22 protein-coding genes and 1 tRNA gene are annotated in these 22,014 nt (G+C 60.9%); 17 read left to right on the forward strand and 6 right to left on the reverse strand.

All coding sequences use genetic code 11. The features are described 5' to 3' along the window. The first annotated feature begins 27 nt into the window (after positions 1-27). Positions 28-2,361 carry a ribonuclease R family protein gene (locus LUA85_RS08530; RefSeq protein ID WP_231468756.1) on the forward strand — a complete coding sequence of 778 codons (2,334 nt, stop codon included), beginning with the start codon at positions 28-30 and terminating at the stop codon, positions 2,359-2,361. A gap of 8 nt (positions 2,362-2,369) precedes the next feature. Here the strand turns inward: LUA85_RS08530 and LUA85_RS08535 are convergent, their stop codons facing one another. Further along, positions 2,370-2,828, reverse strand: a complete 459-nt coding sequence (locus LUA85_RS08535) for a universal stress protein (protein ID WP_231468758.1) — start codon at positions 2,826-2,828, stop codon at positions 2,370-2,372. Between the two features lie 170 nt (positions 2,829-2,998). Between LUA85_RS08535 and LUA85_RS08540 the strand changes: the two genes are divergently transcribed. Together LUA85_RS08540 and lpdA are read left to right on the forward strand one after the other, a co-directional pair. After that, the gene (locus LUA85_RS08540; protein ID WP_231468760.1) at positions 2,999-4,282 is read left to right on the forward strand and encodes a pyruvate dehydrogenase complex dihydrolipoamide acetyltransferase; all 1,284 of its coding nucleotides are present in this window, start codon (positions 2,999-3,001) and stop codon (positions 4,280-4,282) included. Positions 4,283-4,352: 70 nt separating this feature from the next. Continuing rightward, positions 4,353-5,765 carry a dihydrolipoyl dehydrogenase gene (gene lpdA / locus LUA85_RS08545; protein WP_231468762.1) on the forward strand — a complete coding sequence of 471 codons (1,413 nt, stop codon included), beginning with the start codon at positions 4,353-4,355 and terminating at the stop codon, positions 5,763-5,765. A 220-nt stretch (positions 5,766-5,985) separates the two neighbouring features. On the opposite strand, the gene LUA85_RS08550 is transcribed toward lpdA, so the two are convergent. Beyond that, a protein-coding gene (locus tag LUA85_RS08550) for an IS5 family transposase (protein WP_231466484.1) occupies positions 5,986-6,752 on the reverse strand; the annotation gives its coding sequence in 2 pieces (ribosomal slippage) (positions 5,986-6,440 and positions 6,440-6,752; 768 coding nt in all). 55 nt (positions 6,753-6,807) lie between these two features. Here LUA85_RS08550 and LUA85_RS08555 point away from each other — a divergent pair. The 3 genes from LUA85_RS08555 to LUA85_RS08565 all read left to right on the forward strand — a co-directional run bounded on the left by LUA85_RS08555 (position 6,808) and on the right by LUA85_RS08565 (position 8,126). After that, entirely contained in the window at positions 6,808-6,975 is a 168-nt protein-coding gene (locus LUA85_RS08555) for a hypothetical protein (RefSeq protein WP_231466483.1), read from the forward strand. A gap of 75 nt (positions 6,976-7,050) precedes the next feature. After that, complete coding sequence (locus LUA85_RS08560; protein ID WP_231468764.1) at positions 7,051-7,737, forward strand: DUF433 domain-containing protein; 687 nt, start codon at positions 7,051-7,053, stop codon at positions 7,735-7,737. Beyond that, positions 7,734-8,126 (forward strand): hypothetical protein, encoded by a 393-nt coding sequence (locus tag LUA85_RS08565; protein WP_231468766.1) that lies wholly within the window; start codon positions 7,734-7,736, stop codon positions 8,124-8,126. Before LUA85_RS08560 ends, LUA85_RS08565 begins: the two co-directional genes overlap by 4 nt. Before the next feature lie 75 nt (positions 8,127-8,201). On the opposite strand, the gene LUA85_RS08570 is transcribed toward LUA85_RS08565, so the two are convergent. Next, a tRNA-Ser gene (locus tag LUA85_RS08570) sits at positions 8,202-8,291 on the reverse strand. Between the two features lie 131 nt (positions 8,292-8,422). Between LUA85_RS08570 and LUA85_RS08575 the strand changes: the two genes are divergently transcribed. From LUA85_RS08575 to mazG, 11 genes are all read left to right on the forward strand, one after another. Further along, entirely contained in the window at positions 8,423-9,451 is a 1,029-nt protein-coding gene (locus tag LUA85_RS08575) for a lytic transglycosylase domain-containing protein (protein ID WP_231468768.1), read from the forward strand. Then, positions 9,435-10,370 (forward strand): SPOR domain-containing protein, encoded by a 936-nt coding sequence (locus LUA85_RS08580; protein ID WP_231468770.1) that lies wholly within the window; start codon positions 9,435-9,437, stop codon positions 10,368-10,370. The genes LUA85_RS08575 and LUA85_RS08580 overlap by 17 nt, the downstream gene beginning before the upstream one ends. Before the next feature lie 46 nt (positions 10,371-10,416). Further along, positions 10,417-11,592 (forward strand): D-alanyl-D-alanine carboxypeptidase family protein, encoded by a 1,176-nt coding sequence (locus tag LUA85_RS08585; protein WP_231468772.1) that lies wholly within the window; start codon positions 10,417-10,419, stop codon positions 11,590-11,592. Continuing rightward, positions 11,589-12,221, forward strand: coding sequence for a dTMP kinase (gene tmk / locus LUA85_RS08590; protein WP_231468774.1), 633 nt, complete (start codon positions 11,589-11,591; stop codon positions 12,219-12,221). Before LUA85_RS08585 ends, tmk begins: the two co-directional genes overlap by 4 nt. Then, positions 12,218-13,183, forward strand: a complete 966-nt coding sequence (locus tag LUA85_RS08595; protein ID WP_231468776.1) for a DNA polymerase III subunit delta' — start codon at positions 12,218-12,220, stop codon at positions 13,181-13,183. The genes tmk and LUA85_RS08595 overlap by 4 nt, the downstream gene beginning before the upstream one ends. Before the next feature lie 47 nt (positions 13,184-13,230). Further along, positions 13,231-14,796: a methionine--tRNA ligase gene (metG, locus tag LUA85_RS08600; protein WP_231471806.1), complete on the forward strand. Its 1,566-nt coding sequence runs from the start codon at positions 13,231-13,233 to the stop codon at positions 14,794-14,796. Beyond that, positions 14,796-15,572, forward strand: a complete 777-nt coding sequence (locus tag LUA85_RS08605) for a TatD family hydrolase (RefSeq protein ID WP_231471807.1) — start codon at positions 14,796-14,798, stop codon at positions 15,570-15,572. Before metG ends, LUA85_RS08605 begins: the two co-directional genes overlap by 1 nt. Further along, positions 15,569-16,336: an MBL fold metallo-hydrolase gene (locus LUA85_RS08610; RefSeq protein WP_231468778.1), complete on the forward strand. Its 768-nt coding sequence runs from the start codon at positions 15,569-15,571 to the stop codon at positions 16,334-16,336. Before LUA85_RS08605 ends, LUA85_RS08610 begins: the two co-directional genes overlap by 4 nt. After that, the gene (locus LUA85_RS08615) at positions 16,333-16,503 is read left to right on the forward strand and encodes a hypothetical protein (protein ID WP_231468780.1); all 171 of its coding nucleotides are present in this window, start codon (positions 16,333-16,335) and stop codon (positions 16,501-16,503) included. Before LUA85_RS08610 ends, LUA85_RS08615 begins: the two co-directional genes overlap by 4 nt. Before the next feature lie 143 nt (positions 16,504-16,646). Beyond that, on the forward strand, positions 16,647-17,642 hold the full coding sequence (locus LUA85_RS08620) for an IS30 family transposase (protein ID WP_231468782.1): 996 nt from the start codon (positions 16,647-16,649) through the stop codon (positions 17,640-17,642). A 126-nt stretch (positions 17,643-17,768) separates the two neighbouring features. Beyond that, complete coding sequence (gene mazG / locus LUA85_RS08625; RefSeq protein ID WP_231468784.1) at positions 17,769-18,545, forward strand: nucleoside triphosphate pyrophosphohydrolase; 777 nt, start codon at positions 17,769-17,771, stop codon at positions 18,543-18,545. Here mazG and hflX read toward each other — a convergent pair. The 3 genes from hflX to LUA85_RS08640 all read right to left on the reverse strand — a co-directional run bounded on the left by hflX (position 18,522) and on the right by LUA85_RS08640 (position 22,003). Further along, complete coding sequence (gene hflX, locus LUA85_RS08630) at positions 18,522-19,871, reverse strand: GTPase HflX (protein WP_231471808.1); 1,350 nt, start codon at positions 19,869-19,871, stop codon at positions 18,522-18,524. The genes mazG and hflX overlap by 24 nt on opposite strands. After that, positions 19,868-20,449 (reverse strand): RNA chaperone Hfq, encoded by a 582-nt coding sequence (hfq, locus tag LUA85_RS08635; protein ID WP_231468786.1) that lies wholly within the window; start codon positions 20,447-20,449, stop codon positions 19,868-19,870. Before hfq ends, hflX begins: the two co-directional genes overlap by 4 nt. Before the next feature lie 168 nt (positions 20,450-20,617). After that, positions 20,618-22,003: a sigma-54 dependent transcriptional regulator gene (locus LUA85_RS08640; protein ID WP_231468788.1), complete on the reverse strand. Its 1,386-nt coding sequence runs from the start codon at positions 22,001-22,003 to the stop codon at positions 20,618-20,620. Positions 22,004-22,014 lie beyond the last annotated feature (11 nt).

Below are 22,014 nucleotides of genomic sequence, written 5' to 3' on the forward strand. Positions count from 1 at the left end.
GCCGATGTGAGGGACCACATGCCGGAAATGGTAAATAGCAAATATCCGCCCAGGTCCGCAGCCAAGCCTGCGGTGAAGTTCGCGCAAGGTCTGCCATCGCGTGAACAGATCCTCGATTTCATTGCACAGTCGGATGAACCCGCAGGCAAGCGCGAGATATCCAAGGCATTCGGCCTTCGCGGGACGGAGAAGATTGCGCTCAAGGCCTTGCTCAAGGACATGGCCGAAGAGGGTCTGATCGACGGGAACCGCAGCGCGTTCCACGCCATGGGCGGTGTTCCGCGGGTGACGGTGCTCCGCGTACTCGAAATCGAGGATGGCGAGGCTTATGCCATTCCTGAAACCTGGCAGCCCGATGACGCCAGCCCGCCGCCACGCCTGCGCATTGTGGAACCGCGCGGCAAAGTGCGTGACCGTCAGGCCGCGCTGAAGGTTGGCGACCGTGTGCTGGCGCGCACTGAGGAAGCAGGCAGGGGCTGGATTGCCCATCCGATGAAAAAGCTTGCTGTCGCCGATGAGCAGGTGCTGGGCGTGGTGGAGCTTGACGGTACGGGCAAGGGCTGGCTCGCTCCGGTAGACAAGCGTGTGCGCAATGCCGTGCAGATTTCCGATCTGGCCGGAGCGGAAGCCGGGCAACTGGTCCTTGCCGAACCTGCCGGTCGCTCACCGCGATCGGGCGTCCGGGTTACGGCTATTCTGGGCGATCCGCTGGCGCCGCGCGCGTTCAGCCTCATCGCCATCCACAAGCACGGCATCCCGTTCGTCTTTCCACAGGCGACGCTGGACGAGGGCAATATTGCCGCCAAGCTGCCACTCAGCGAAGAGCATCGGGAGGACTTGCGGCACCTGCCGATCGTCGCGATTGACCCCAGCGATGCCCGCGACCACGATGATGCCATCTGGGCAGAACCCGATGGCGAGGGTGGCTTCCGTGCGCTCGTCGCCATTGCCGATGTCAGCTTTTATGTGCGCCCCGGCGGGCAGATCGACCGGGAAGCCCGCAAGCGCGGCAACTCGGTCTATTTCCCGGACCGAGTCGTTCCCATGCTGCCCGAAGTATTGAGCGCGGACGTCTGCTCGCTGAAAGCAGGCGCCGATCGTGCGGCCATGGCCTGCCATTTGTCCATCGATGCCCAAGGCCGGATCAAGGAATGGCGCTTCACGCGCGCGCTGGTGCGGATCGCTGAAGTCATCGCCTATGAAGAAGCACAGCGGCGAATCGATTCTGGCGAAGCTGCACCGCATCTGACGAATTTGTGGGACGCATGGCGTTTGCTGGAACAGGCGCGCAAGGATCGTGACCCGCTCGACCTTGACCTTCCTGAGCGCCGGGTCGTGCTCGATGCCAATGGCAAGATCGCCGAAATCGCGCTGCGCGAACGGCTCGACGCCCATCGCGTGGTCGAGGACTTTATGATCGCGGCGAACGTGGCGGCGGCCAAGGCGCTGGAGGCCAAGGTCGCGCCGGTGGTTTACCGCATCCACGAACCGCCGAGCCGCGAAAAGCTGATCGCGCTCAAGGAGTATCTCGCCACATTCGACCGCAAGCTGGCGCTGGGGCAGGTGATTACGCCGACCCTGTTCAACCGCATGCTGAAGGACGTTTCGGACGAAACCGAGAAGGCGCTGGTGATGGAGGCGGTCCTGCGCAGCCAGACCCAGGCCTATTACGGACCGCGCAACGCCGGGCACTTCGGGCTGGCGCTGGGCAGCTACGCGCATTTCACGTCACCCATTCGCCGCTATTCGGACCTGCTCGTCCATCGTGCGCTGGTGGACGCCTACAAATTGGAGCAACCCCGTCCTCAGGCCGATGTGCCTGCGACATCGGGACTTTCCGATCGGGACAGGTCTGATCTCGGACGGGTTTCGGATGCGCTCAGCGTGGCGGAACGTCGCGCGATGGAGGCAGAGCGCGATACGATCGACCGCTATGTGGCAGCATGGCTATCGGGCAAGGTCGGCGAGGTTTTCGACACCCGCATTACCGGCGTACAGAAGTTCGGTCTGTTCGCCACGATCATCGGCCTTGGCGGGGACGGGCTGGTGCCGGTTTCAACACTGGGTGCCGAACGGTTCGGTTATGACGAAAAGGCGCAGCGCCTGATCGGCGAATCGACCGGCGTACAGTTCAGCATGGGAATGATTCTCAAGCTGCGGCTTGCCGAAGCCAATCCATTGACAGGTGCGTTGAAGTTCGAGCCGGTCGACGCTGGCGAAGGCAGTCATCGGATCGAACGCCGCGGGACCCGCACCGAACACAAACCGCGCGACAAGAGCGGCAAGTTCAAGGGTCCTCATGTCGCTGGAAAGCGCGGGCGGCCATCGAACATCCGGCATCAGGGAAAAGGCAAGCGCTAACCCGTGCGTCAGCTCACGCGGTCGATTGTCTCGTCATCTAGGCCGCCGGGCACGATCATCAGCGGGCAGGGGAGCTGCCCGGCGATTCCGGCAAAGTGCGTGACCAGTGGACCCGGCCCACTATCGGTAGCCGCGCCAAGCACCAGTGCAGAAACTTCAGGATGTTCAGCCAGATAGGCGCGGACGACTTGCGGGCCATCGCCCTGCATGACCGAGATCACCGGGGTCAGACCCGATTCCGAGGCAAGGCTGCCTGCCGCGGTCATCGCCAGAACTTCGGCCCGATCGCGCGCCTCTTCCTCGATTGTCGCCTGCACACCGCCAAAAGCGACGAATTCCTGACGTGGAACAAGCGCGAGGATGTGCACCGTGCCTGCGGTCCGCACGGCGCGGCGTGCGGCAAAACGCAATGCGGCGCGCGCTTCCTCGGTATCGTCCATGATCACGAGGTAGATGCGTTGTGGCATGATCCTGATCCTTCCAGCGCACAGATATCGGCAAATTCGTATGCGGCGCAAGCTGCAAGCCACTTGACCCGACGCGCCATGCTGGTGAAATGGGGGCGACAAAAGATGCAAGGGAGGTTTTCGTTCCGGCGGCCTTTCCCCTGCGCCATCAGGACACGGAAAAACAACCCATGCCCATCGCAATCAAGATGCCCGCCCTTTCCCCCACGATGGAGGAAGGCACACTTGCAAAGTGGCTGGTGAAGGTGGGTGACAAGGTTGCCTCTGGCGACATCATGGCCGAGATCGAGACGGACAAGGTGACGATGGAATTCGAGGCGGTCGACGAAGGCACGATCGTTTCGATAGACGTCGCCGAAGGCAGCGAAGGCGTCAAGGTCGGCACGGTGATCGCGATGATCGCTGGCGAGGACGAGGACGCCAGCGCGCCCGCCCCGGCAGCAAAGGCCGCTCCTGCCCCCACGCCCAAAGCAGAAGCCGCTCCCGCACCAGCCCCGGCACCCCCTGCGGCTCCCACAACGGCTGCTGCACCGAAGGGTGAACGCCTGATTGCCAGCCCGCTCGCCAAACGCATCGCGGCGGAAAAGGGCATCGATCTTTCGGGCGTGACCGGCTCCGGTCCCAACGGTCGGATTATCCGTGCCGATGTGGAAGGCGCCAAGGCTGCGCCCGCACCAGCATCTGCACCTGCCGCTCCTGCCGTTGCACCGGCAGCGACACCTGCTCCTGCTCCTGCGGCTCCGGCAGCGGTTCCCGACTTCGGTATTCCCTACGAAGCGTCGAAGCTCAACAACGTGCGCAAGACCATCGCACGTCGCCTGACCGAGGCCAAGCAGACGATCCCGCACATCTATCTTACCGTCGACATCCGGCTTGATGCCCTGCTCAAGCTGCGCGGACAGCTCAACACGGCGCTGGAAGCGCAGGGTGTGAAGCTTTCGGTCAACGACCTTCTCGTCAAGGCATTGGCCAAGGCGCTGATGCAGGTGCCCAAGTGCAACGTCAGCTTTGCGGGCGATGAACTGCGCAGCTTTACCCGCGCCGATATCTCGGTTGCCGTGGCTGCGCCTTCGGGCCTGATTACGCCGATCATCGTGGATGCCGGGGCCAAGTCGGTCTCGGCCATCGCCACCGAGATGAAGACGCTTGCGGGCAAGGCGCGCGAAGGCAAGCTGCAACCGCACGAATACCAGGGTGGCACCGCGTCGCTTTCCAACCTCGGCATGTTCGGCATCAAGAACTTCGATGCCGTCATCAACCCGCCGCAGGGCATGATCATGGCGGTCGGTGCGGGCGAACAGCGCCCCTATGTGATCGATGGCGCGCTTGGCATCGCCACGGTCATGTCGGCCACCGGCAGTTTCGATCACCGCGCCATCGACGGGGCAGACGGGGCCGAACTGATGCAGGCGTTCAAGGCGCTGATCGAGAACCCGCTTGGGCTGGTCGCCTGACATAACTGCGAGCGGCCTCGCGCCGCCCGCTTCGCTGGATCATGGGCCACTGGCCTGAAGGAGCATTTGCGTGGCTGACCAATACGACGTCATCGTTCTCGGTTCTGGACCTGGCGGCTATGTGGCCGCGATCCGGTGCGCGCAACTGGGCCTCAAGACGGCGATCGTGGAGCGCGAGAACCTTGGCGGCATCTGCCTCAACTGGGGTTGCATTCCCACCAAGGCGCTGCTGCGCTCGGCCGAAGTGCTCAACCACATGAAGCACGCTGCTGCCTATGGCCTTGCCGCCGACAATATCCGCGCGGATCTCGATGCCGTGGTCAAGCGTTCACGCGGGGTGGCAAAGCAGCTCAATCAGGGCGTTACGCACCTGATGAAGAAGAACAAGATCGCCGTGCACATGGGCAGCGGCGTACTCAAAAGCGCGACGTCGGTCGAAGTTACCGGCGACAAGGGCGCCGAAACGATTTCTGCAAAGCATGTGATCGTCGCAACCGGCGCGCGCGCGCGCGACCTGCCGTTCGCCAAGGCCGATGGCGAGAGGGTTTGGACGTATCGCCACGCTATGACGCCCAAGGTCATGCCGACCAGACTGCTGGTCATCGGATCGGGTGCCATCGGCATAGAGTTCGCCAGCTTCTATAACGACATGGGGGCTGACGTGACAGTCGTGGAGATGATGGACCGCGTGGTCCCTGTCGAGGACGCCGATGTCTCGGCCTTCCTTGAAAAGGCGCTGGTAAAGCAGGGCATGACAATCATGACGGGCGCGGGCGTCGAAAGTCTTGCCGTCTCCGCTTCAGGGGTGAAGGCGAAGATAAAGGGCAAGGATGGCAAGGTTGCCGAAGGCGATTACAGCCACGTCATCGTCGCCGTGGGCATTGCGCCCAACACCGAGAACATCGGCCTCGAAGCGCTGGGCGTAAAGGCTGAGCGCGGGATCATCGCCATTGATGGCTATGGCCGGACGAACGTCAAAAATCTGTGGGCCATTGGCGACGTGACGCCCGGCCCATGGCTGGCGCACAAGGCAAGCCATGAAGGCGTGATCGCGGCTGAAGCCATCGCGGCGGAACTGGGCAACAAGGATGTGCATCCGCATCCGATGGATCGCGGCAACATCCCCGGCTGCACCTATTGCCACCCGCAGATTGCCAGCGTGGGCCTTACCGAAGCAAAAGCCAGGGAAGCGGGCTACACGCTCAAGGTCGGCACATTCCCGTTCATCGGCAACGGCAAGGCAATTGCGCTGGGCGAACCCGAAGGCTTCGTGAAGACCGTGTTCGACGCGAAAACCGGCGAACTGCTGGGCGCGCACATGATCGGTGCGGAAGTGACCGAGATGATCCAGGGCTACGTGATCGGCAAGACGCTGGAGACGACGGAAGCCGAACTGATGCACACGGTGTTTCCGCACCCCACAATCAGCGAATCCATGCACGAAAGCGTGCTGGCCGCTTACGGACGGGCGATCCATATCTGAGGTTTGGCGAATAAAGCCCGCAAAACAACTGGAGGACTGCGGAATTCTTTGTCCGCACTCCTCCAGGGAAAACCTCCAGCAAACTGTCAGATTGCGAACCGGACACCGACCAGCATCCCGTATTTCTGTCCGGTGCCACTGAGGGTGATAGCATTACATGGAAGCATGGTGCGCGTTCACTGGAAGCGAGGATCGCCAGTGTTTCGCTGGACGGGCTTCTCTAGGCCGTAGACTCATAAACGCGCAGCCACAGGCGCATTGAGGCGAGTTGGACCATGGCCAGAAAGTTTTCGGCCAACTTGTCGTAGCGGGTAGCTACTCTGCGGAAGTGCTTCAATTTGGAGAAATAGCGTTCGATCAGGTTCCGCTCGCGGTACAGCCATGTGCTGAAGTACGGTTTCGACTTCCGGTTTGCCTTGGGCGGAATGTTGGCAAACGATCCCTTTTCGCGGAGAGACGCTCGGATACGATCGGCGTCATACGCCTTGTCTGCCAGCACGATTGTTCCGGCGCCAACGTGATTGAGTAGATCGTCAGCCGCTTGCCCGTCGTGGCTTTGCCCGGCAGTCAGGCTGAGCCGGATCGGGAGGCCTTGCCCATCGACGACCGCGTGGATTTTGGTGGTGAGCCCGCCTCGGGAGCGACCGAGACAATGATCTCGATCCCCCTTTTTGCCGTCGCAGCCTGTTGGTGCGCCCGGATGGAAGTGCTGTCGATCATCTGGATATCGCCATCATGGGCGGCGGTGATGGCGTCCATCATTCGATCCCACACACCGGCTTTTCGCCATCGCACGAAGCGATTGTAGCAGGTTGTGCGCGGGCCATAGCGTTCCGGCAAGTCTCGCCACGGCGCCCCTGACCGCAGCACCCAGAAGATGCCATTCAGCACACGCCGGTCATCGACACGTGGCACGCCTCTAGGCTTGTTGGGCAACATTGGTTCGATCACACGCCACTCGAAATCGGTCAGGTCATATCGGCTCATCCAGTCCCTGAATCAGCTTTCGCTCAACAAGGAAAGGCGTGTTACGATGAACCCTATGAAGCCCTGGATGTCTTGGACGCTATTCTTCTTTGCCGCTGCCTTGATCGCATTCTTCAGCGGTGAGCAGTGGAACACCCGACTTATCGTGTTCCTGATTCTGACAATTCCGATTGTCATCTGGGCGGTGCGACAGATCAAGAAGGCTCAGACACCGTCGCGTTAATGGGTTCACGGCCTAGATGCAACCTGTCATCGGAAAGCTCTAGCGCCAAGTGCTCGGTCGGGGCATGGAGTGCATATGAGCGACGCGGCATTCGGAGTTGGCATCTATACCGTCGGTGAGGCGGCGCGGATGATTGACATGCCCGCGCGCAATCTCAGGCGCTGGCTTTCCGGCTATGACCATGATGGCAAGCATGAAGCACCTCTTTGGCACCCTCAATATGACATTGAAGATGACGAATCGCTGATCATTGGTTTCCGCGATTTAGTCGAGGCTCGCATTGTAAATTCCTTGCGCGGGCTGCGAATTGGACTGCCCACGATCCGGCGCTGCATTGCTCGCGCGCGCGATCTCATTGGCGATGATCGTCCTTTCTCGACTAGGCAGTTCAAAACAGACGGAAAATCTCTGTTTCTGGAAATATGGCGCGACGTTGGCGAACCCGAATTGATAGATCTTCGGAGTCTCCAAGGTGTTTTCTCTCGCATTGTCGCCCCTAGTCTCACTGGACTAGAGTTTGACGATGAGGCTGCTCGCCGCTGGTGGCTTTTAGACGGAAAGCGAACAATTGTTGCCGACCCGGAGCGTTCGTTTGGCCAGCCGATTGTGGCCGAGTCTGGTATTCCAACAGAGCGGCTGGCGCAGGCTGTGAGAGCAGAAGGCTCTGTGGAGGCTGTGGCGAAGTTGTTTGAGTTGCGACCGAAATTGATCCGGGATGCACTTGAATACGAAATGACGCACGCTCCCCGTAAGGCCGCGTGAAACTGCTCGTTGATAACATGTTCCCGGCACGGCTGGGGCGCGGGCTAGGCCAGCTTTTTTCTGGCTATCACCACGTTGAGCACATCAAAGACAAATTCAACACTGGCTCTTTGACGGACGAAGAATGGATAGTCCGACTAGGCAAAGAAGGGGGCTGGGCGGTTCTGTCCGGTGATCGCCGGATTGTTTCTAAACGACCATCCCGCGATTTGTTTCTTAGGAACAATCTTGTTGGATTTTTCCCGCTGCCAGCCGTCATAGACATGCCATTTACCAAGCAAACTGCCCGAATACTTACGGTATGGCCAGTAATGGAGGCGATCACGACTTCAACCGATCGCGGATGCTTCACGATTGGTGCTTCCGGCTTGAAACTGCAAGGCCTCTAGCAACTGATCTATTGGGGAGCCTTTATGGGAACTGCACCCTCAAATTTGAAAAACTCTAATTAAATCAATAGGAATTGGCGGACAGGGTGGGATTCGAACCCACGGTGAGCTTCCACCCACGACGGTTTTCAAGACCGTTGCCTTAAACCACTCGGCCACCTGTCCGCACGATTTTGGCGCCCTGAATCAGCGACAGCCAGAATCGCTTTGCCGTTAGCGGCTTCGCGGTCGGTCGCAAAGGGGATTCCCATCGCAAACTATCCGTGCGACACCGAGGCATGAAATTTTCAACGGGTATGAAGGCATTCCGAGCCGCGTTCGTGGCGGCGCTGGCGCTTGGGCTTGCTGGGCCGGCTTCCGGGCAGGTCGATGCGGAAGAAGCGGGTTTTCAGGGTTATCTTCAGCTTCTGGCCGCCAGAGCGCGGGGTGAAGGCGTACGAGAATCGACAATCTCGCAAGTGATGGCCGGGCTGACGCTCAACCAGCGGGTGATCCAGCTCGATCGCAGTCAGCCCGGATCGACGACCGGCACGATTCCGGCGTTCGAACCCTACCGTCGCAGCCATGTCGACGCTTCGAGGATTGCGCGGGGCAGGCGACAATTTGCTGCGGCCGTAGGGCAGCTTGGCTCGATCGAGCGACGCTATGGCGTACCGGGACCGATCATGCTGGCGATCTGGGGCCACGAAACCGATTACGGCGGCTATACCGGGAACTTCGACCTTCCGCGCGCGCTGGCCTCGCTGGCCTATGAAGGCCGCCGCCGCGAACTGTTTGCCGATGAATTTATCGCGGCCATGAAAATGGTTGACCGGGGAGTGCCGCGTTCGAAGCTGGTGGGTAGCTGGGCAGGCGCCTTTGGCAACCCGCAGTTCCTGCCGTCTGTCTATCTTCGCGTTGCGCAGGACGGCGATGGCGATGGCTTTGCCGACATCTGGAACAATCGCACCGATACGCTTGCCTCGATCGCCAATTACTTCCGTGATGCCGGTTGGCGGACGGGCCAGCCATGGGGCGTGGCGGTGACCGTGCCGGACGGGCTGGATCGCACAAGCCTTGGCACAACATTGAAGAGTCCGCGTTGCGTCCGTGTTTTCGACCGGCACACAGGATGGAAGACCATCCGCGAATGGCGGGCACTGGGACTCTTTCCAAAATCCGGCAATTGGCCTGCGGATGATGTGATGGCCAGCCTGCTCGAACCTGATGGGCGCGGGAAGACTGCCTATCTGCTAACCGGAAATTATAGGGTTATCCTCGATTACAACTGCTCGAACTTTTACGCCTTGTCCGTGGGACTTCTTGCAGATGAAATCAGCCGCTAGCTGGATTGCCCTTTCCGCCGTCGTTGCAACTGCCGCCTGTGGTGGCGCAAATGACGAAATTGCGCCAGTTTCCGCCGCGGAAGTGCGTGGGCCTGCGGGGGACTACCCCATGGTTCTGGGCGAGCCATTCATGATCGACGGCGTGACCTACACGCCCGCCGATACGCTCAATTACGATTCGGTCGGCTATGCCGAAACAGATGCAGCAGAGGGCATCAGCGGGTCGCACCGTACGCTTCCCTTGCCCAGCTATGTCGAGGTCACCTCGCTTGAGACCGGCCGAACGATCCTTGTGCGGATGACCCGGCGTGGCCCGATGCAGGGCAGCAACCTCGTTTCGCTGTCGCCTCAGGCATGGGCGCAACTTGGCGCGCCGCCAATGTCGCGGCTTCCCGTGCGGGTGCGCCGGGTCAACCCGCCAGAAGTCGAACGCGCGTTGCTGCGCAGCGGATCGCAGGCGCCCGCGCGAATGGACACGCCGCCGGGCCTGCTCGCGGTATTGAAGCGCAAGCTTGGGATCGCGCCAGCGCCAGGTCTGGCTGCAACGCCGCCTGCCCCTGCCGAGGCGGGGAAAGCAGTTAGCGTGCCTGCGGCGGCGGCCTTACCAAGAGCTGCCGCGAAGCCATTGCCCAAATTGCCTGCTCCTGCGTCTACGGCAACAGCAGCGATGCCCGCGCCGAAACCGGAGGCAAAGCCGGTTGCCACTGCCGAAACCGGTCTGTTCGTTCAGGTCGGCGCTTTTTCTTCGAAAGATCGTGCCGAAGCCGCAGCCAGAAGCGTTGGCGGTTCAGCCGCGCAGGCGGGAAAGTTCTGGCGTGTGCGAACCGGGCCGTACAAGGATCGTGGACAAGCAGATGCAGCGCTGGCGAAGGCGCGGCGGTCGGGCTATGCCGATGCCCAGGTCGTGACCGTGCCTTGAATGCTTGAGGCGCTCGGCGGCCCTGGATGACGTCGGGGAATGTGTCTTGCCTTCTAAACTGGTTGCAACTGCGGTAAGTGCCAGCCTTGCGGCAATCCCGGTAAAGGCCGCTGCGCCTCAACCTTTTGCCACACCGCCTGAACTGGCAATGCCGGTAATCGATGCGCCGATTGCATTGCTGGTCGATGTGGGATCGGGTCGGGTGCTTTATGCGCGCGATGCACACCGTCGCTTTGTTCCAGCATCCATAACCAAGATCATGACCAGCTATGTCGCCTTCGACATGCTGACCAAGGGCAAGTTGCGGCTTGACCAGCGGATTCCGGTCCGCCCGGAAACATTCCGGCAATGGAACCATGTCGGCAGCACGATGTTCATACCCGCCAACGCCACGCCAACCGTCGCCGAACTGCTGGAGGGCATCGTCACCGTTTCGGCAAACGATGCCTGCGTCGTGCTGGCAGAAGGCGCAACCGGTTCTGTTCCGGCATTCACGGCGCTGATGAACGCCGCTGCCGCCGACCTCGGCATGCGCGACAGCCATTTCAACACACCGAACGGATGGATGGACGAAGGCCAGACTTATGTCTCGGCGGCAGATCTGGCAACGCTCAGCAGTGCGTTGATGACCCGGTTTCCAGACCTTTATCGTCAGTTCTACGGTCATTCACAGATGACGTGGAATGGCATCACCCAGCCCAATCACAACCCGCTTTATGGCATTACCGAGGGCGCGGACGGGGTGAAGACCGGCTTCACCAATGAAGCGGGCTATGGCTTCGTTGGGTCAGCCGAGCGCAAGGGCCGCCGACTGGTGATGGTCCTTGGCGGGTATGACCGGCCGAAGGATCGTGGCCGGCAATCGCGCGATTTCATCGAGTGGGGGTTTTCGGCCTGGGCCGCGCAACCGCTTTTTGCCAAAGGTGCGCGCGTGGGCGAGGCGGAGGTGCAGGGCGGGCTTGAACGTACCGTCCCATTGATCGCGCCCCGTGCGCTTTCGGTAACCTCGCCAGCGGGGCGCAAAACGGCGTACACGCTGTCCATTCGCTACAAGGGTCCGCTGAAGGCTCCGATCGCGGCGGGAGAGACGGTTGCCAGCCTGCTTGTGCGGGTTCCGGGTGAACCTGTCCATGCCTTGCCGCTTGTCGCTGGCGAATCCGTGCCCAGGGGAGGCCTCTCCGCCCGGATGCGCGATGGCGCGATGCGGATCGTGGGACTGTGATCGCAGGCCGTTTCATCGCGCTTGAAGGCGGGGAAGGCGTCGGCAAATCCACGCAGGCGCGATTGCTGGCGCAAGATTTGCGCGCGCGCGGTTTTGACGTGGTGATCACCCGCGAACCGGGCGGCACCGCCGGGGCAGAAACCATCCGCTCCCTGTTGCTCACCACCGAAGGCGAAGGCTGGGGTGCGCGGGCCGAGGCACTGCTGTTCGCAGCCGCCCGCGCCGATCATGTCGAAAAGCTCATCCGTCCCGCTCTGGCGCGCGGTGCATGGGTGATCTGCGATCGCTATGTGGACAGCAGCCGGGCCTATCAGGGCGGTGCAGGGGGCCTTTCCGATGCCGATGTGCTGGCGCTCCACGGCATCGGCAGCGAAGGCCTGCTACCGGACCGGACATTGTTGCTGACGATCGATCCGGCAGTTTCGGCGCAGCGTCTCGCACTGCGAGACGGCGACAGCGCGGATCGCATCGGCGGGCGCGATGCGCGGTATCACGCTGGCGTGGCGGCGGCGTTCCTTCGGTTTGCTGCCGAAGAATCGCGACGATTCGCCGTTATCAATGCGCAAGGCACACCCGATGAAGTTGCCCGGCGCGCTTTCGCCGCAATTGCCGACCTGATTGCGCAATGACCGCGCTGATCGGCCATGATGACGCCTGGCGGGAATGGCATGCCGCGATGGCTGGCAGTCGCATGCATCACGGGTGGATACTTTCCGGGCGCGAAGGGCTGGGCAAGTCCATGTTTGCGCATGCAGCGGCGGCTGAACTGATGGCAGAGCAGGGCGTGTCACAGCCACCTGTCGAAATGCACCCGGACATTCTCACGCTGCGCCCGCTCCCCGCCAATGATGACGAGGTGAAGAAACGCGACGACGGCAAGGCCTTCCTGACCAAGCGGAACATCTCGGTCGATCAGGTGCGCGAAATCCAGCGCCGCCTGAACACGCGGCCGACTCTGGGTTCGCGGCGCGCGGTAATCATCGACGCCGCCGATCAGCTTGAGAAGGGCGCGGTCAATGCCCTGCTCAAGAGCCTTGAAGAGCCGCCCCAAGGCACGTTTTTCCTGCTTGTCGTCCATGCGCTCGGACGCTTGCTGCCCACTGTCCGATCACGCTGCCAGATCCTGCGTTTCCACACGCTGACCGATGCTGAAGTGGCCCGCGCGCTCGACTCCGTGGCACCGCAACTCGACAGTGCGACAAGAACCGCCGCGCTCGCCGTTGCCGGAGGATCGCCGGGAGCGGCGCTCGCCTTCGCCGAACAGGATCTTGCCAAGGCACAGGCCATCTTCACCAGCCTTGTCGAACGTGGCGATCCCGACCTTGCATTGCGCGGAGCGTTGGCAGGGGCGCTCGGCGCTCGGCCGGATCGCGAACGGCAGATGGCTGCGATAGAGGCCGCACGGATGACCGTCGTGCGCGCTCTGGCTCATGCCAGCGATACGGCAACGCTGCGCCTGGTCGAGGCGCATGCGCGTCTGGTCAAGCTGGCGGCCGAGGCCCCGATCTACAACTTCGATACTGGAATGCTGCTGATGGAAATCGGCTCCTTGCTGGCATCGGCCGCGCCGACTAGGGAAGACGTTCGATAAGACGCAGAATCCTTGCACGAGCGCGACGCATGAAAGTGACCGGCCCGATGGGCGAACCCTTCTACATTACCACTGCCATTTCCTATCCCAACGGCAAGCCGCACATCGGCCATGCTTATGAAGCCATTGCGGCAGACGTCATCGCCCGGTTCCAGCGGGCGATGGGGCGCGATGTCCGGTTCCAGACCGGCACCGACGAACATGGCCTGAAGATGATGCAGAAGGCACGCGACCTCGGCATCACGCCAAAACAGCTGAGCGACGAAATGTCATCGCATTTCATTGCGATGTGTGACGAACTCAATGTATCGTACGATGTCTTTCTGCGTACCACCGAAGATCGCCATCATGCGGCATCTCAGGAATTATGGCGCAGGCTCGAAGCCAATGGTGATCTCTACCTCGATCGCTACGAAGGCTGGTATTCGGTGCGCGATGAAGCGTTCTACGATGAAAGCGAACTTGTTGCAGGGGAAAGGGGTGAAAAACTTTCCCCGCAAGGCACCCCGGTCGAATGGACGGTTGAGGAAAGCTGGTTCTTCCGCCTGTCGAAATATACCGAACCGCTGCTTCAGCTTTACAATGGCCAACCCCAGTTCATCCAGCCCGACGGCCGCCGCAACGAAGTGATGCGTTTCGTCGAAGGTGGTTTGCGCGATCTTTCGGTTTCGCGGACCAGTTTCGATTGGGGCGTGAAAGTGCCCGGCAGCGATGGCCATGTCATGTACGTGTGGGTCGATGCCCTGACAAACTACCTCACCGGCTTGGGCTTTCCAGACGAAAACGGCGATTTTGCAAGATATTGGCCTGCAAATCTCCATTTGATCGGCAAGGATATCGTCCGTTTCCACGCCGTGTACTGGCCTGCCATTCTGATGAGCGCGGGCCTGGCCGTGCCCGCGCAAGTGTTCGGCCATGGCTTCCTGCTCAATCGCGGCCAGAAGGAATCGAAATCGCTGGGCAATGTCACCGATCCGCTGGAACTGGCGGAGCGTTTCGGTGTCGACCCGCTACGCTATTTCCTGATGCGCGAAGTGGCATTCGGGCAGGATGGTTCCTATTCGCCCGAAGCGATCGTGACCCGCTGCAACGCTGAACTGGCGAACAGCTACGGCAATCTTGTTCAGCGCGTTCTGTCCATGATTTTCAAAAACATGCATGGTGAACTTGAAGCGTTTCCGAGCATTGCTGCCGATGACGCGCTATTGGCAATGGTTTTCGCCGCCTGCCGCGAGGAACTGCCTTGTGCGTTTGCCGAACTCAATTTTTCCGGCGGGATCGACGCCTGGATGCGCGCGGTGTTTGCGTGCAATGCCTATGTCGATGAACAAGCGCCCTGGACATTGCGCAAGACCGATCCCGACCGGATGAAGGCTGTCCTGCTCACGCTGTTCATGGCCATCCGCGATCTTACCATCGCAATTTCCCCTGTTGTTCCAAGTTCCGCTGCGAAGGTGTTGGATCAAATCGGAATTCCGCTGGAGGAACGTGGGTTCCCCGCCCTGACCGATGCCGATTGGTTCATGGCGCGTGTCGCCACAGGGGAGAAGCTGGGCCAGCCGACACCGGCATTCCCGCGCCTGGAACTGCCTGAGGATGCGACCGCCGCATGATGCTGATCGATTCGCACTGTCATCTCAATTACAAGGGTCTGGTCGAAGATCAGGCCCAGGTGCTTGGCCGTGCGCGCGAAACCGGGGTGCGCGGGTTCCTCAACATCTCGACCCGGCAGAGCGAATGGGCCGCCATCGTCGCAACGGCAGAACGCGAAAGCGATGTATGGGCCAGTATCGGCATTCATCCGCATGAAGCCGATGCCCATGCCGATCTTGGTGAAGCGGCATTGCTGGACGCTGCTTGCCATCCGCGTGTGATCGGTATTGGCGAAACCGGGCTGGATTACTATTACGATCATTCAGACCGCCAGGTTCAGCAAGACCTGTTCCGGGTGCATATCCGGGTCGCGCGCGAAACCGGACTGCCGCTGATCATTCACACGCGCGAAGCCGAGGATGACACGACGCGGATCATCGAGGACGAAATGGGGAAGGGGGCCTTTCCTGCACTGATCCACTGCTTCACCGCATCGGCAGACTTTGGCAAGCGCATGCTGGAACTTGGCCTCACAATTTCGATTTCCGGGATCGTGACATTCAAGAATGCTAAAGACTTGCAGGCCATTTCTGCTGAACTTCCTGAAGACCGGCTACTGGTGGAAACGGATGCGCCATTCCTCGCGCCGGTGCCGCATCGCGGTAAGACCTGCGAGCCTGCCTTTGTCGCCGATACGTGCGCCTTCGTGGCCGGACTTCGTGGCATGACCAGCGGAGCGCTCGCCGATGTGACCGGAGCAAACTTCTTTCGCCTGTTTTCAAAGGCGTCACTGTGAAGTTGCTTGTTCTGGGATCGGGTACATCGACAGGTGTACCGCGCATCGGCAACGACTGGGGTGATTGTGATCCTGCCGAACCGCGCAACCGGCGCAGTCGGGTCGCCATCATGGTCCAGGGCAATGACGGCAGCCGCCTGCTGGTCGACACGCCAACCGACTTGCGCCAGCAATTCCTGTCGTGCGGGATCGACAGTGTTGACGGCGTATTGTGGACGCACGATCACGCCGATCATTGTCACGGAATCGATGACCTGAGGCCGCTGCGCTATGGCCGTGCCGGACCGATTCCGGGCTATGCCGCAGCGGAGACGGTGCGCCGCTTGCGCCAGCGCTTCGGCTATGTGTTTGCTGGGCAGCATGGCTATCACACGCTGTGCGAGATCGATAACCTTGATCGGGTACGCATGATTTGCGGCATTGGGATCAACCACTGCCAGATGCCGCACGGTCCCGCGCAATCGACGGCGTTTCGTTTCGATCAAGACGGAAAATCAATTGGTTACGCGACGGACTTCAGCGAGATTACCGCCGAGATGGTCGCGTTGTTCGATCGCGTGGACGTACTCGTCGTGGATTGCCTGCGTCGGAAACCGCATCCCACGCACGCGCATCTCGACATGTCGCTCGAATTGATCGAGGCTGCGCGCGTCGGCCAGGGCATCCTCACGCATCTCGACAAGTCGATGGATTATCGGACACTGTGTGCCGAAACGCCCAGTCATGTTCAGCCGGCATTCGACGGGATGGAGATCGAGATTTGAGCGGCGACGACATCGTCAGGATGATCGGGATCATCGGGGCGCTGGTGCTTGTTTCAGCGGGGCTCCGCGGACGCCAGATCGGGTTGTCGGATGGGTTGCGCATGGCAGCGCTTTGGGCATTCGTGTTCGTAGCAGCGGCTTTGACGTTTTCAGTTCTGGGCTGGTAAATCGGCGACAAAGTCGATGTTAATTTTACATAATCTCTATTATCAATCCGCTGGACATGGATCGGGGCGCGGTGGATTCTATCTGGAAGTGCGAATTTCGAGGATTTCTGGGACTTTGAGAGTCCCTCTCGGAAGGATGCCCCATGTCGCGAAGCTACCACCAACTGGACCTGGACGAGCGCGAACTGATTTTTCGCATGCGTGATGCGCGTACGCCGGTACGGCAAATTGCCGCTCGCCTCGGGCGGCACGTCTCGACGATTTATCGCGAGTTGAAGCGGAACTTCTTCTACGATGAAGACGCATGGTTTCGGGGTTACTTTCCCCGGGTCGCGCATCGCATAGCGCGATCGCGACGGATGTGCGGCGGCAAGATCGCGCGCAATGCAGTCCTGGCCACCAGCATTGCCGAAGGCCTGCGCCTGGCGTGGTCGCCTGAGCAAATAGCCGGTCACGCCCGGATGGCCGATGGTGACGCCAAGGTCTGCCACGAAACGATCTACCAGTACGTCTACAGCCCCGAAGGTCGCCGGCAAGATCTGTGGCGGCACCTGCCTCGAGCTCGCAAGAACCGGCGAAGGCGTTATGCGCGAAAACCCCGGGGTCTCAACATACCTCTCGCCAATACCATTGCGGAGCGTCCCGTGGAGATCGGCTCACGAGCCAGTTACGGTCATTGGGAGGGTGATCTGGTCGCGTTCCGCAAGGAATTTGGCAAGGCGAACCTCACCTCACTGGTCGAACGGCGGAGCCGATTTATCGTGCTCATCCGCAACCCAAGTCGGCACTCTTCCGGCGTGATGACCGGTATCGAACGCTGTTTGCGCCCCCTTCCCCCCGCATTGCGGCGCTCGATCACATTCGATCGCGGCACGGAGTTCTCAGGCTACAGAGCGCTCAAGACAAGCCTTGGCGTCGATGCCTACTTCTGCAAACCGTCGGCACCCTGGCAGAAGGGCAGCGTTGAAAACGGCAATGGCCGCCTAAGGCGTTTCCTGCCTCTCGATACGGATCTGGCAGAAATCCCGGACAGCCATCTGCAATCCGTAGCCGACCGCCTCAATCGCACGCCGAGGAAGTGCCTTGGCTACAGAACACCTTTGGACGTCCTGACCGAGGAGATCATCAGAGCCGGATGAAATTTTGCCGCCGGGGGTGGGGCTCGCCCCACCCCCGGCAAAGTGCTACCCAACCAATCGACTTTCGCACCTCAAATGGAAATCACACCGTTCTTCTTCCCAATGCCCGTTTCACGAGGCCCCTACATGGCAAATTCCAACCTGATCCGCTTGCTCTCGATCATGGCGCGCCTGCGTGATCGGGAACGCGGCTGCGAATGGGACTGCGCGCAGACCTTCGAGACCATCGCACCTTACACGATCGAGGAAGCTTACGAAGTCGCCGATGCCATCGCACGTGCTGACATGCCGTCGCTCCGTGAGGAATTGGGTGATCTGCTGCTCCAGGTCGTGTTCCATTCTCGCATGGCCGAAGAACAAGGTCTGTTCGCCTTTGACGATGTGGCCGCAGCCATTGCGGACAAGATGGAAGCGCGCCATCCCCACGTCTTTGGTGGTGAGACCGACGCGGGCCAATCGCGTGACGAGCGCTGGGAAGCAGCCAAGGCCGCCGAACGTGCAGCCAAGGGAGCGTCGAGCGCAATGGATGGCGTCGCTATAGCGCTCCCGGCCTTGATGCGCGCCGAAAAGCTGCAAAAGCGCGCTGCACGGCAGGGCTTCGATTGGGCGGACGCTCATGGTGCTGCAGAAAAGGTCACCGAGGAACTGGAGGAATTGCATGATGCCCGTTCTCACGAAGACCGTGTGGCCGAGGCCGGCGACCTGTTGTTTGCTGCCGTCAACGTCGCGCGGAAGTATGGCGTAGCGCCCGAAGATGCCTTGCGCACAGCCAATGCCAAGTTCGAGCGTCGCTTCCGGGCTATGGAAGCCTTGGCCGAGGGCGGTTTCGCCACCCTTTCGCTCAACGATCAGGAAGCGCTGTGGCAGGCCGTAAAGCGATCAGAGGCTGGTGAAGCGGCCTAGTTCCCTGGGCGTGAGGCGCACCTTTATCCGCATGGCCGGTTCGCCCCCCTCACCATCCAGTTGATGTTCTTCAACGATATCGCCGTGCGCGTGAAGCCATGCGAGCCGCTGTCCGTCTGAAAGCGGAACAGTCAAATCGAGCGTCTGGGCAGCGCCGGTCAGCATTTCACCGAGCTTTTCCAGAAACGCCTCCACCCCCTCGCCCGTCAGTGCCGAAAGCGGGGCGGTCGGAATGTCGGCGACCTTGGCGGCGATGATGTCCTTGCGCATCGCCTGCTCTTGCGCCGTCAGCAAGTCCCACTTGTTCCATACCTCGATGACCGGAATGGCGGTGCCGCCATCGGCATTCACGCCAAGGTCCGCTAGGATCTGCTCGACTTCGGCCTTCTGGTCAGCCGTCGCCGGATTGGCGACATCGCGAACGTGCACGATAATGTCGGCAGCGGTCACTTCTTCCAGCGTGGCGCGGAAAGCGGCGACGAGTTGTGTCGGCAAGTCGGAGATGAACCCGACGGTGTCCGACAGGATGGCCTTGTCCACACCGGGGAGCCGGATCGCGCGCATCGTGGGATCAAGTGTGGCGAACAGCAGATCCTCGGCCATGACCGTTGCGCCAGTCAGGCGGTTGAACAGCGTCGATTTTCCAGCGTTGGTGTAGCCGACCAGCGCAACTACGGGCCACGGCGCACGCTGGCGTCTTTCGCGATGCAAGCCGCGCGTACGGCGAACCTGTTCGAGTTCCCGACGCAGGCGCGCCATGCGGTTTCGGATCAGGCGACGGTCAGCCTCGATCTGGGTTTCGCCCGGCCCACCCAGAAAGCCGAAGCCGCCGCGCTGGCGTTCAAGGTGCGTCCATGATCGGACCAGCCGCCCCGCCTGATAATCGAGATGAGCGAGTTCGACTTGAAGCCGACCTTCCGCAGTCGCCGCGCGCTCCCCGAATATTTCAAGGATCAAGCCGGTTCGGTCGATCACCTTGCGCTTGAGCTTGTCTTCCAGATTGCGCTGCTGGATGGCTGAAAGCGCCCCGTCCACAATCACGAGTTCGGCATCGGACTGATTGCAGGCAACGCCGATGCGCTCCACCTGCCCTTCGCCGAACAGTGTTGCAGGCCGGACGGCACGGATCGGCAGGATGAACGAATCCACCACCTCGATGCCGATCGCACGGGCAAGGCCCTGCCCTTCTTCGAGCCGGGATTCAGCATCTGTGCCGAAGCCGCCCCCCCGTTGCTTGATATCGGGGAGGACGACTACGGCACGCGCGCCACGGGTGACTTCACCGGCAACGTCGCCGGTATTATTGCCAAATTCGAAAGTGCTCAGGAATCCTCGCCATCCCAGTCGCCGGTAAGATCAACGTGACCGGCAGGCTGAATTGTAGAAACGGCATGCTTGTAGGCGAGTTGGACATAGCCTTCGCGCTCAAGCAGCATGCAGAAAAGATCGTAAGACGCCACTTTGCCCTGCAGCATCACGCCGTTGACCAGGAACATGGTCACCTGAACGCCGGAATCGCGCACACTCGACAGGAACACTTCCTGTAGCAAACGCGCCTTCTTGCCGTTTTCCTCGCCAGATGTCTGGAAGTGGGCAACCGACAACTGCTGACCCGGCATGATCGTGGAAATGGCATGCTTGTAAACAAGCTGAGACTGGCCATCCCTGCGTAAAAGGATCGAGAAATTGTCGAACCAGGTGACGATTCCCTGTAGCTTGACGCCCTTTACCAGGAACATCGTGACAGGAACCTTGTTCTTGCGGAGATGATTGAGGAACAGATCCTGAAGGTTCTGGCCCTTGCCGCCGGTAGGTCCCGATGCAGGGGCAGGCGTTGCGCCTTCCACTACAGGAGCAGGTTCAGCCTTCGCGCGCGGGCGTGCGGTAAGCGTTTTTCCGGTCATTTCTCGTGACTCCGTTTTCTATTGGCTTGGCCCGTTAAATAGGCCTCGCGATCTGGCCGTTACAGCTTGCGCTGCAATTGCCGGGTTCATCATGATTGTATGTCGCCATTCGCTTCAGGTAAACCTGGGAAATGGCGCATGGCTCCTAATTCATGCGTATGCGCACACCTACTCGTCATCCTCGCCTTCACGCCGATCAGCCATGCCGAGCAGCTTGAGCTTGCGATGCAGGGCTGATCGCTCCATCCCGATAAAGCTCGCCGTCTTCGAAATATTGCCCGAAAACCGCCTGATCTGGACCTTCAGGTACTCCCTCTCGAAGTTCTCGCGCGCCTCGCGCAGGGGCACACCCATCAATGCCGAGCCGCCGGATTCGCCGCCCATCGGCGTGGCCACAATTTCCGACGGGAGCATATCGCCATCGATCCGCGCCAGCCTGTCACGCGGGGCAAGGATGATCGTGCGCTCTATCACATTGCGCAACTGGCGGACGTTGCCCGGCCAGTCGTAGCTTTGCAGCGCCGCCATGGCTTCAGGCGTAACCGCGGGGGGGGCAACGCCCTGTTCATTGGCATATCGCGCGAAGAAATGGTCAACCAGTGGCGGAATATCCTCGCGCCGCTCAATCAGTGACGGAATCGCAACGGGTACGACGTTCAGCCGATAATAGAGATCCTCACGGAAGCGCCGCTCGGCAATTTCCTTTTCCAGCGGTCGCGAAGAGGATGAGACGACCCGCACATCGACGCGCAACTGCCGATGCCCCCCGACACGCGCAAACGCCTGTTCGGTCAGCACCCGCAGGATGCGCGCCTGGCTCGATGCAGGCATGTCCGAAACCTCGTCGAGGAACAGCGTTCCACCGTCGGCCATTTCCAGAAGGCCCGCGCGGACGAGTTTGCCGTCCACTTCCTCGCCAAACAGTTCCTGCTCGAAACGCTCTGGTGTTATCCGCGCGGAATTGACCGTGACAAAGGCATTCTGCGCACGTGGGCTCCATGAATGGAGCAGGCGCGCGGCCACCTCCTTGCCCGATCCGGCAGGCCCCGTGATCAGCAGCCGACTGCCGGTATTGGCAACCCGCTTCAGCGTGGCCCTGACCTGGTTGATCGCCGTGCTGTTGCCGGTGAATTCGTCAGCCATGACGAAACCCTGGCGAAGGCGCGCGTTTTCGCGGCGCAAGCGCTCTGTCTCGGTCGCGCGCTCCACCAGCAGCAACAGACGTTCGGCTTCGAAGGGCTTTTCGAGAAAGTCCATCGCGCCGCGACTGATCGCCGAAACCGCGGTGTCGATATTGCCATGGCCCGAAAAGATGATCACCGGGAGTTCGGGTTCGCGCTTCTTGATCTCGTCGAGCACTTCCAAGCCGTCCATCGGACTGCCGTGAAGCCACACGTCGAGCAGCACGAGACTGGGGCGACGCTCATCGATTGCGGCAAGGGCTGCGGTGCTGTCGGCCGCCAGGCGGCAGCCATAGCCTTCGTCGCTCAGCACACCCGCCACCAGTTCCCTGATGTCGCGTTCATCGTCGACGATGAGGATATCGAGTGCCATGTTGGGTCCTG

Origin of the sequence: Novosphingobium sp. CECT 9465 (assembly GCF_920987055.1) — a bacterium.
In the GTDB taxonomy this organism is placed as follows: domain Bacteria; phylum Pseudomonadota; class Alphaproteobacteria; order Sphingomonadales; family Sphingomonadaceae; genus Novosphingobium.

Bases quoted from the DNA above. Each gene is read 5' to 3' on its own strand.
- LUA85_RS08605 (WP_231471807.1), top strand. From the start codon at position 14,796: ATGCTGATCGATTCGCACTGTCATCTCAATTACAAGGGTCTGGTCGAA.
- metG (WP_231471806.1), top strand. From the start codon at position 13,231: ATGGGCGAACCCTTCTACATTACCACTGCCATTTCCTATCCCAACGGC.
- LUA85_RS08595 (WP_231468776.1), top strand. From the start codon at position 12,218: ATGACCGCGCTGATCGGCCATGATGACGCCTGGCGGGAATGGCATGCC.
- LUA85_RS08540 (WP_231468760.1), top strand. From the start codon at position 2,999: ATGCCCATCGCAATCAAGATGCCCGCCCTTTCCCCCACGATGGAGGAA.
- mazG (WP_231468784.1), top strand. From the start codon at position 17,769: ATGGCAAATTCCAACCTGATCCGCTTGCTCTCGATCATGGCGCGCCTG.
- LUA85_RS08620 (WP_231468782.1), top strand. From the start codon at position 16,647: ATGTCGCGAAGCTACCACCAACTGGACCTGGACGAGCGCGAACTGATT.
- LUA85_RS08535 (WP_231468758.1), bottom strand. From the start codon at position 2,828: ATGCCACAACGCATCTACCTCGTGATCATGGACGATACCGAGGAAGCG.
- LUA85_RS08575 (WP_231468768.1), top strand. From the start codon at position 8,423: ATGAAGGCATTCCGAGCCGCGTTCGTGGCGGCGCTGGCGCTTGGGCTT.
- LUA85_RS08555 (WP_231466483.1), top strand. From the start codon at position 6,808: ATGAAGCCCTGGATGTCTTGGACGCTATTCTTCTTTGCCGCTGCCTTG.
- LUA85_RS08580 (WP_231468770.1), top strand. From the start codon at position 9,435: ATGAAATCAGCCGCTAGCTGGATTGCCCTTTCCGCCGTCGTTGCAACT.
- LUA85_RS08640 (WP_231468788.1), bottom strand. From the start codon at position 22,003: ATGGCACTCGATATCCTCATCGTCGACGATGAACGCGACATCAGGGAA.
- hfq (WP_231468786.1), bottom strand. From the start codon at position 20,449: ATGACCGGAAAAACGCTTACCGCACGCCCGCGCGCGAAGGCTGAACCT.
- LUA85_RS08530 (WP_231468756.1), top strand. From the start codon at position 28: ATGGTAAATAGCAAATATCCGCCCAGGTCCGCAGCCAAGCCTGCGGTG.
- LUA85_RS08560 (WP_231468764.1), top strand. From the start codon at position 7,051: ATGAGCGACGCGGCATTCGGAGTTGGCATCTATACCGTCGGTGAGGCG.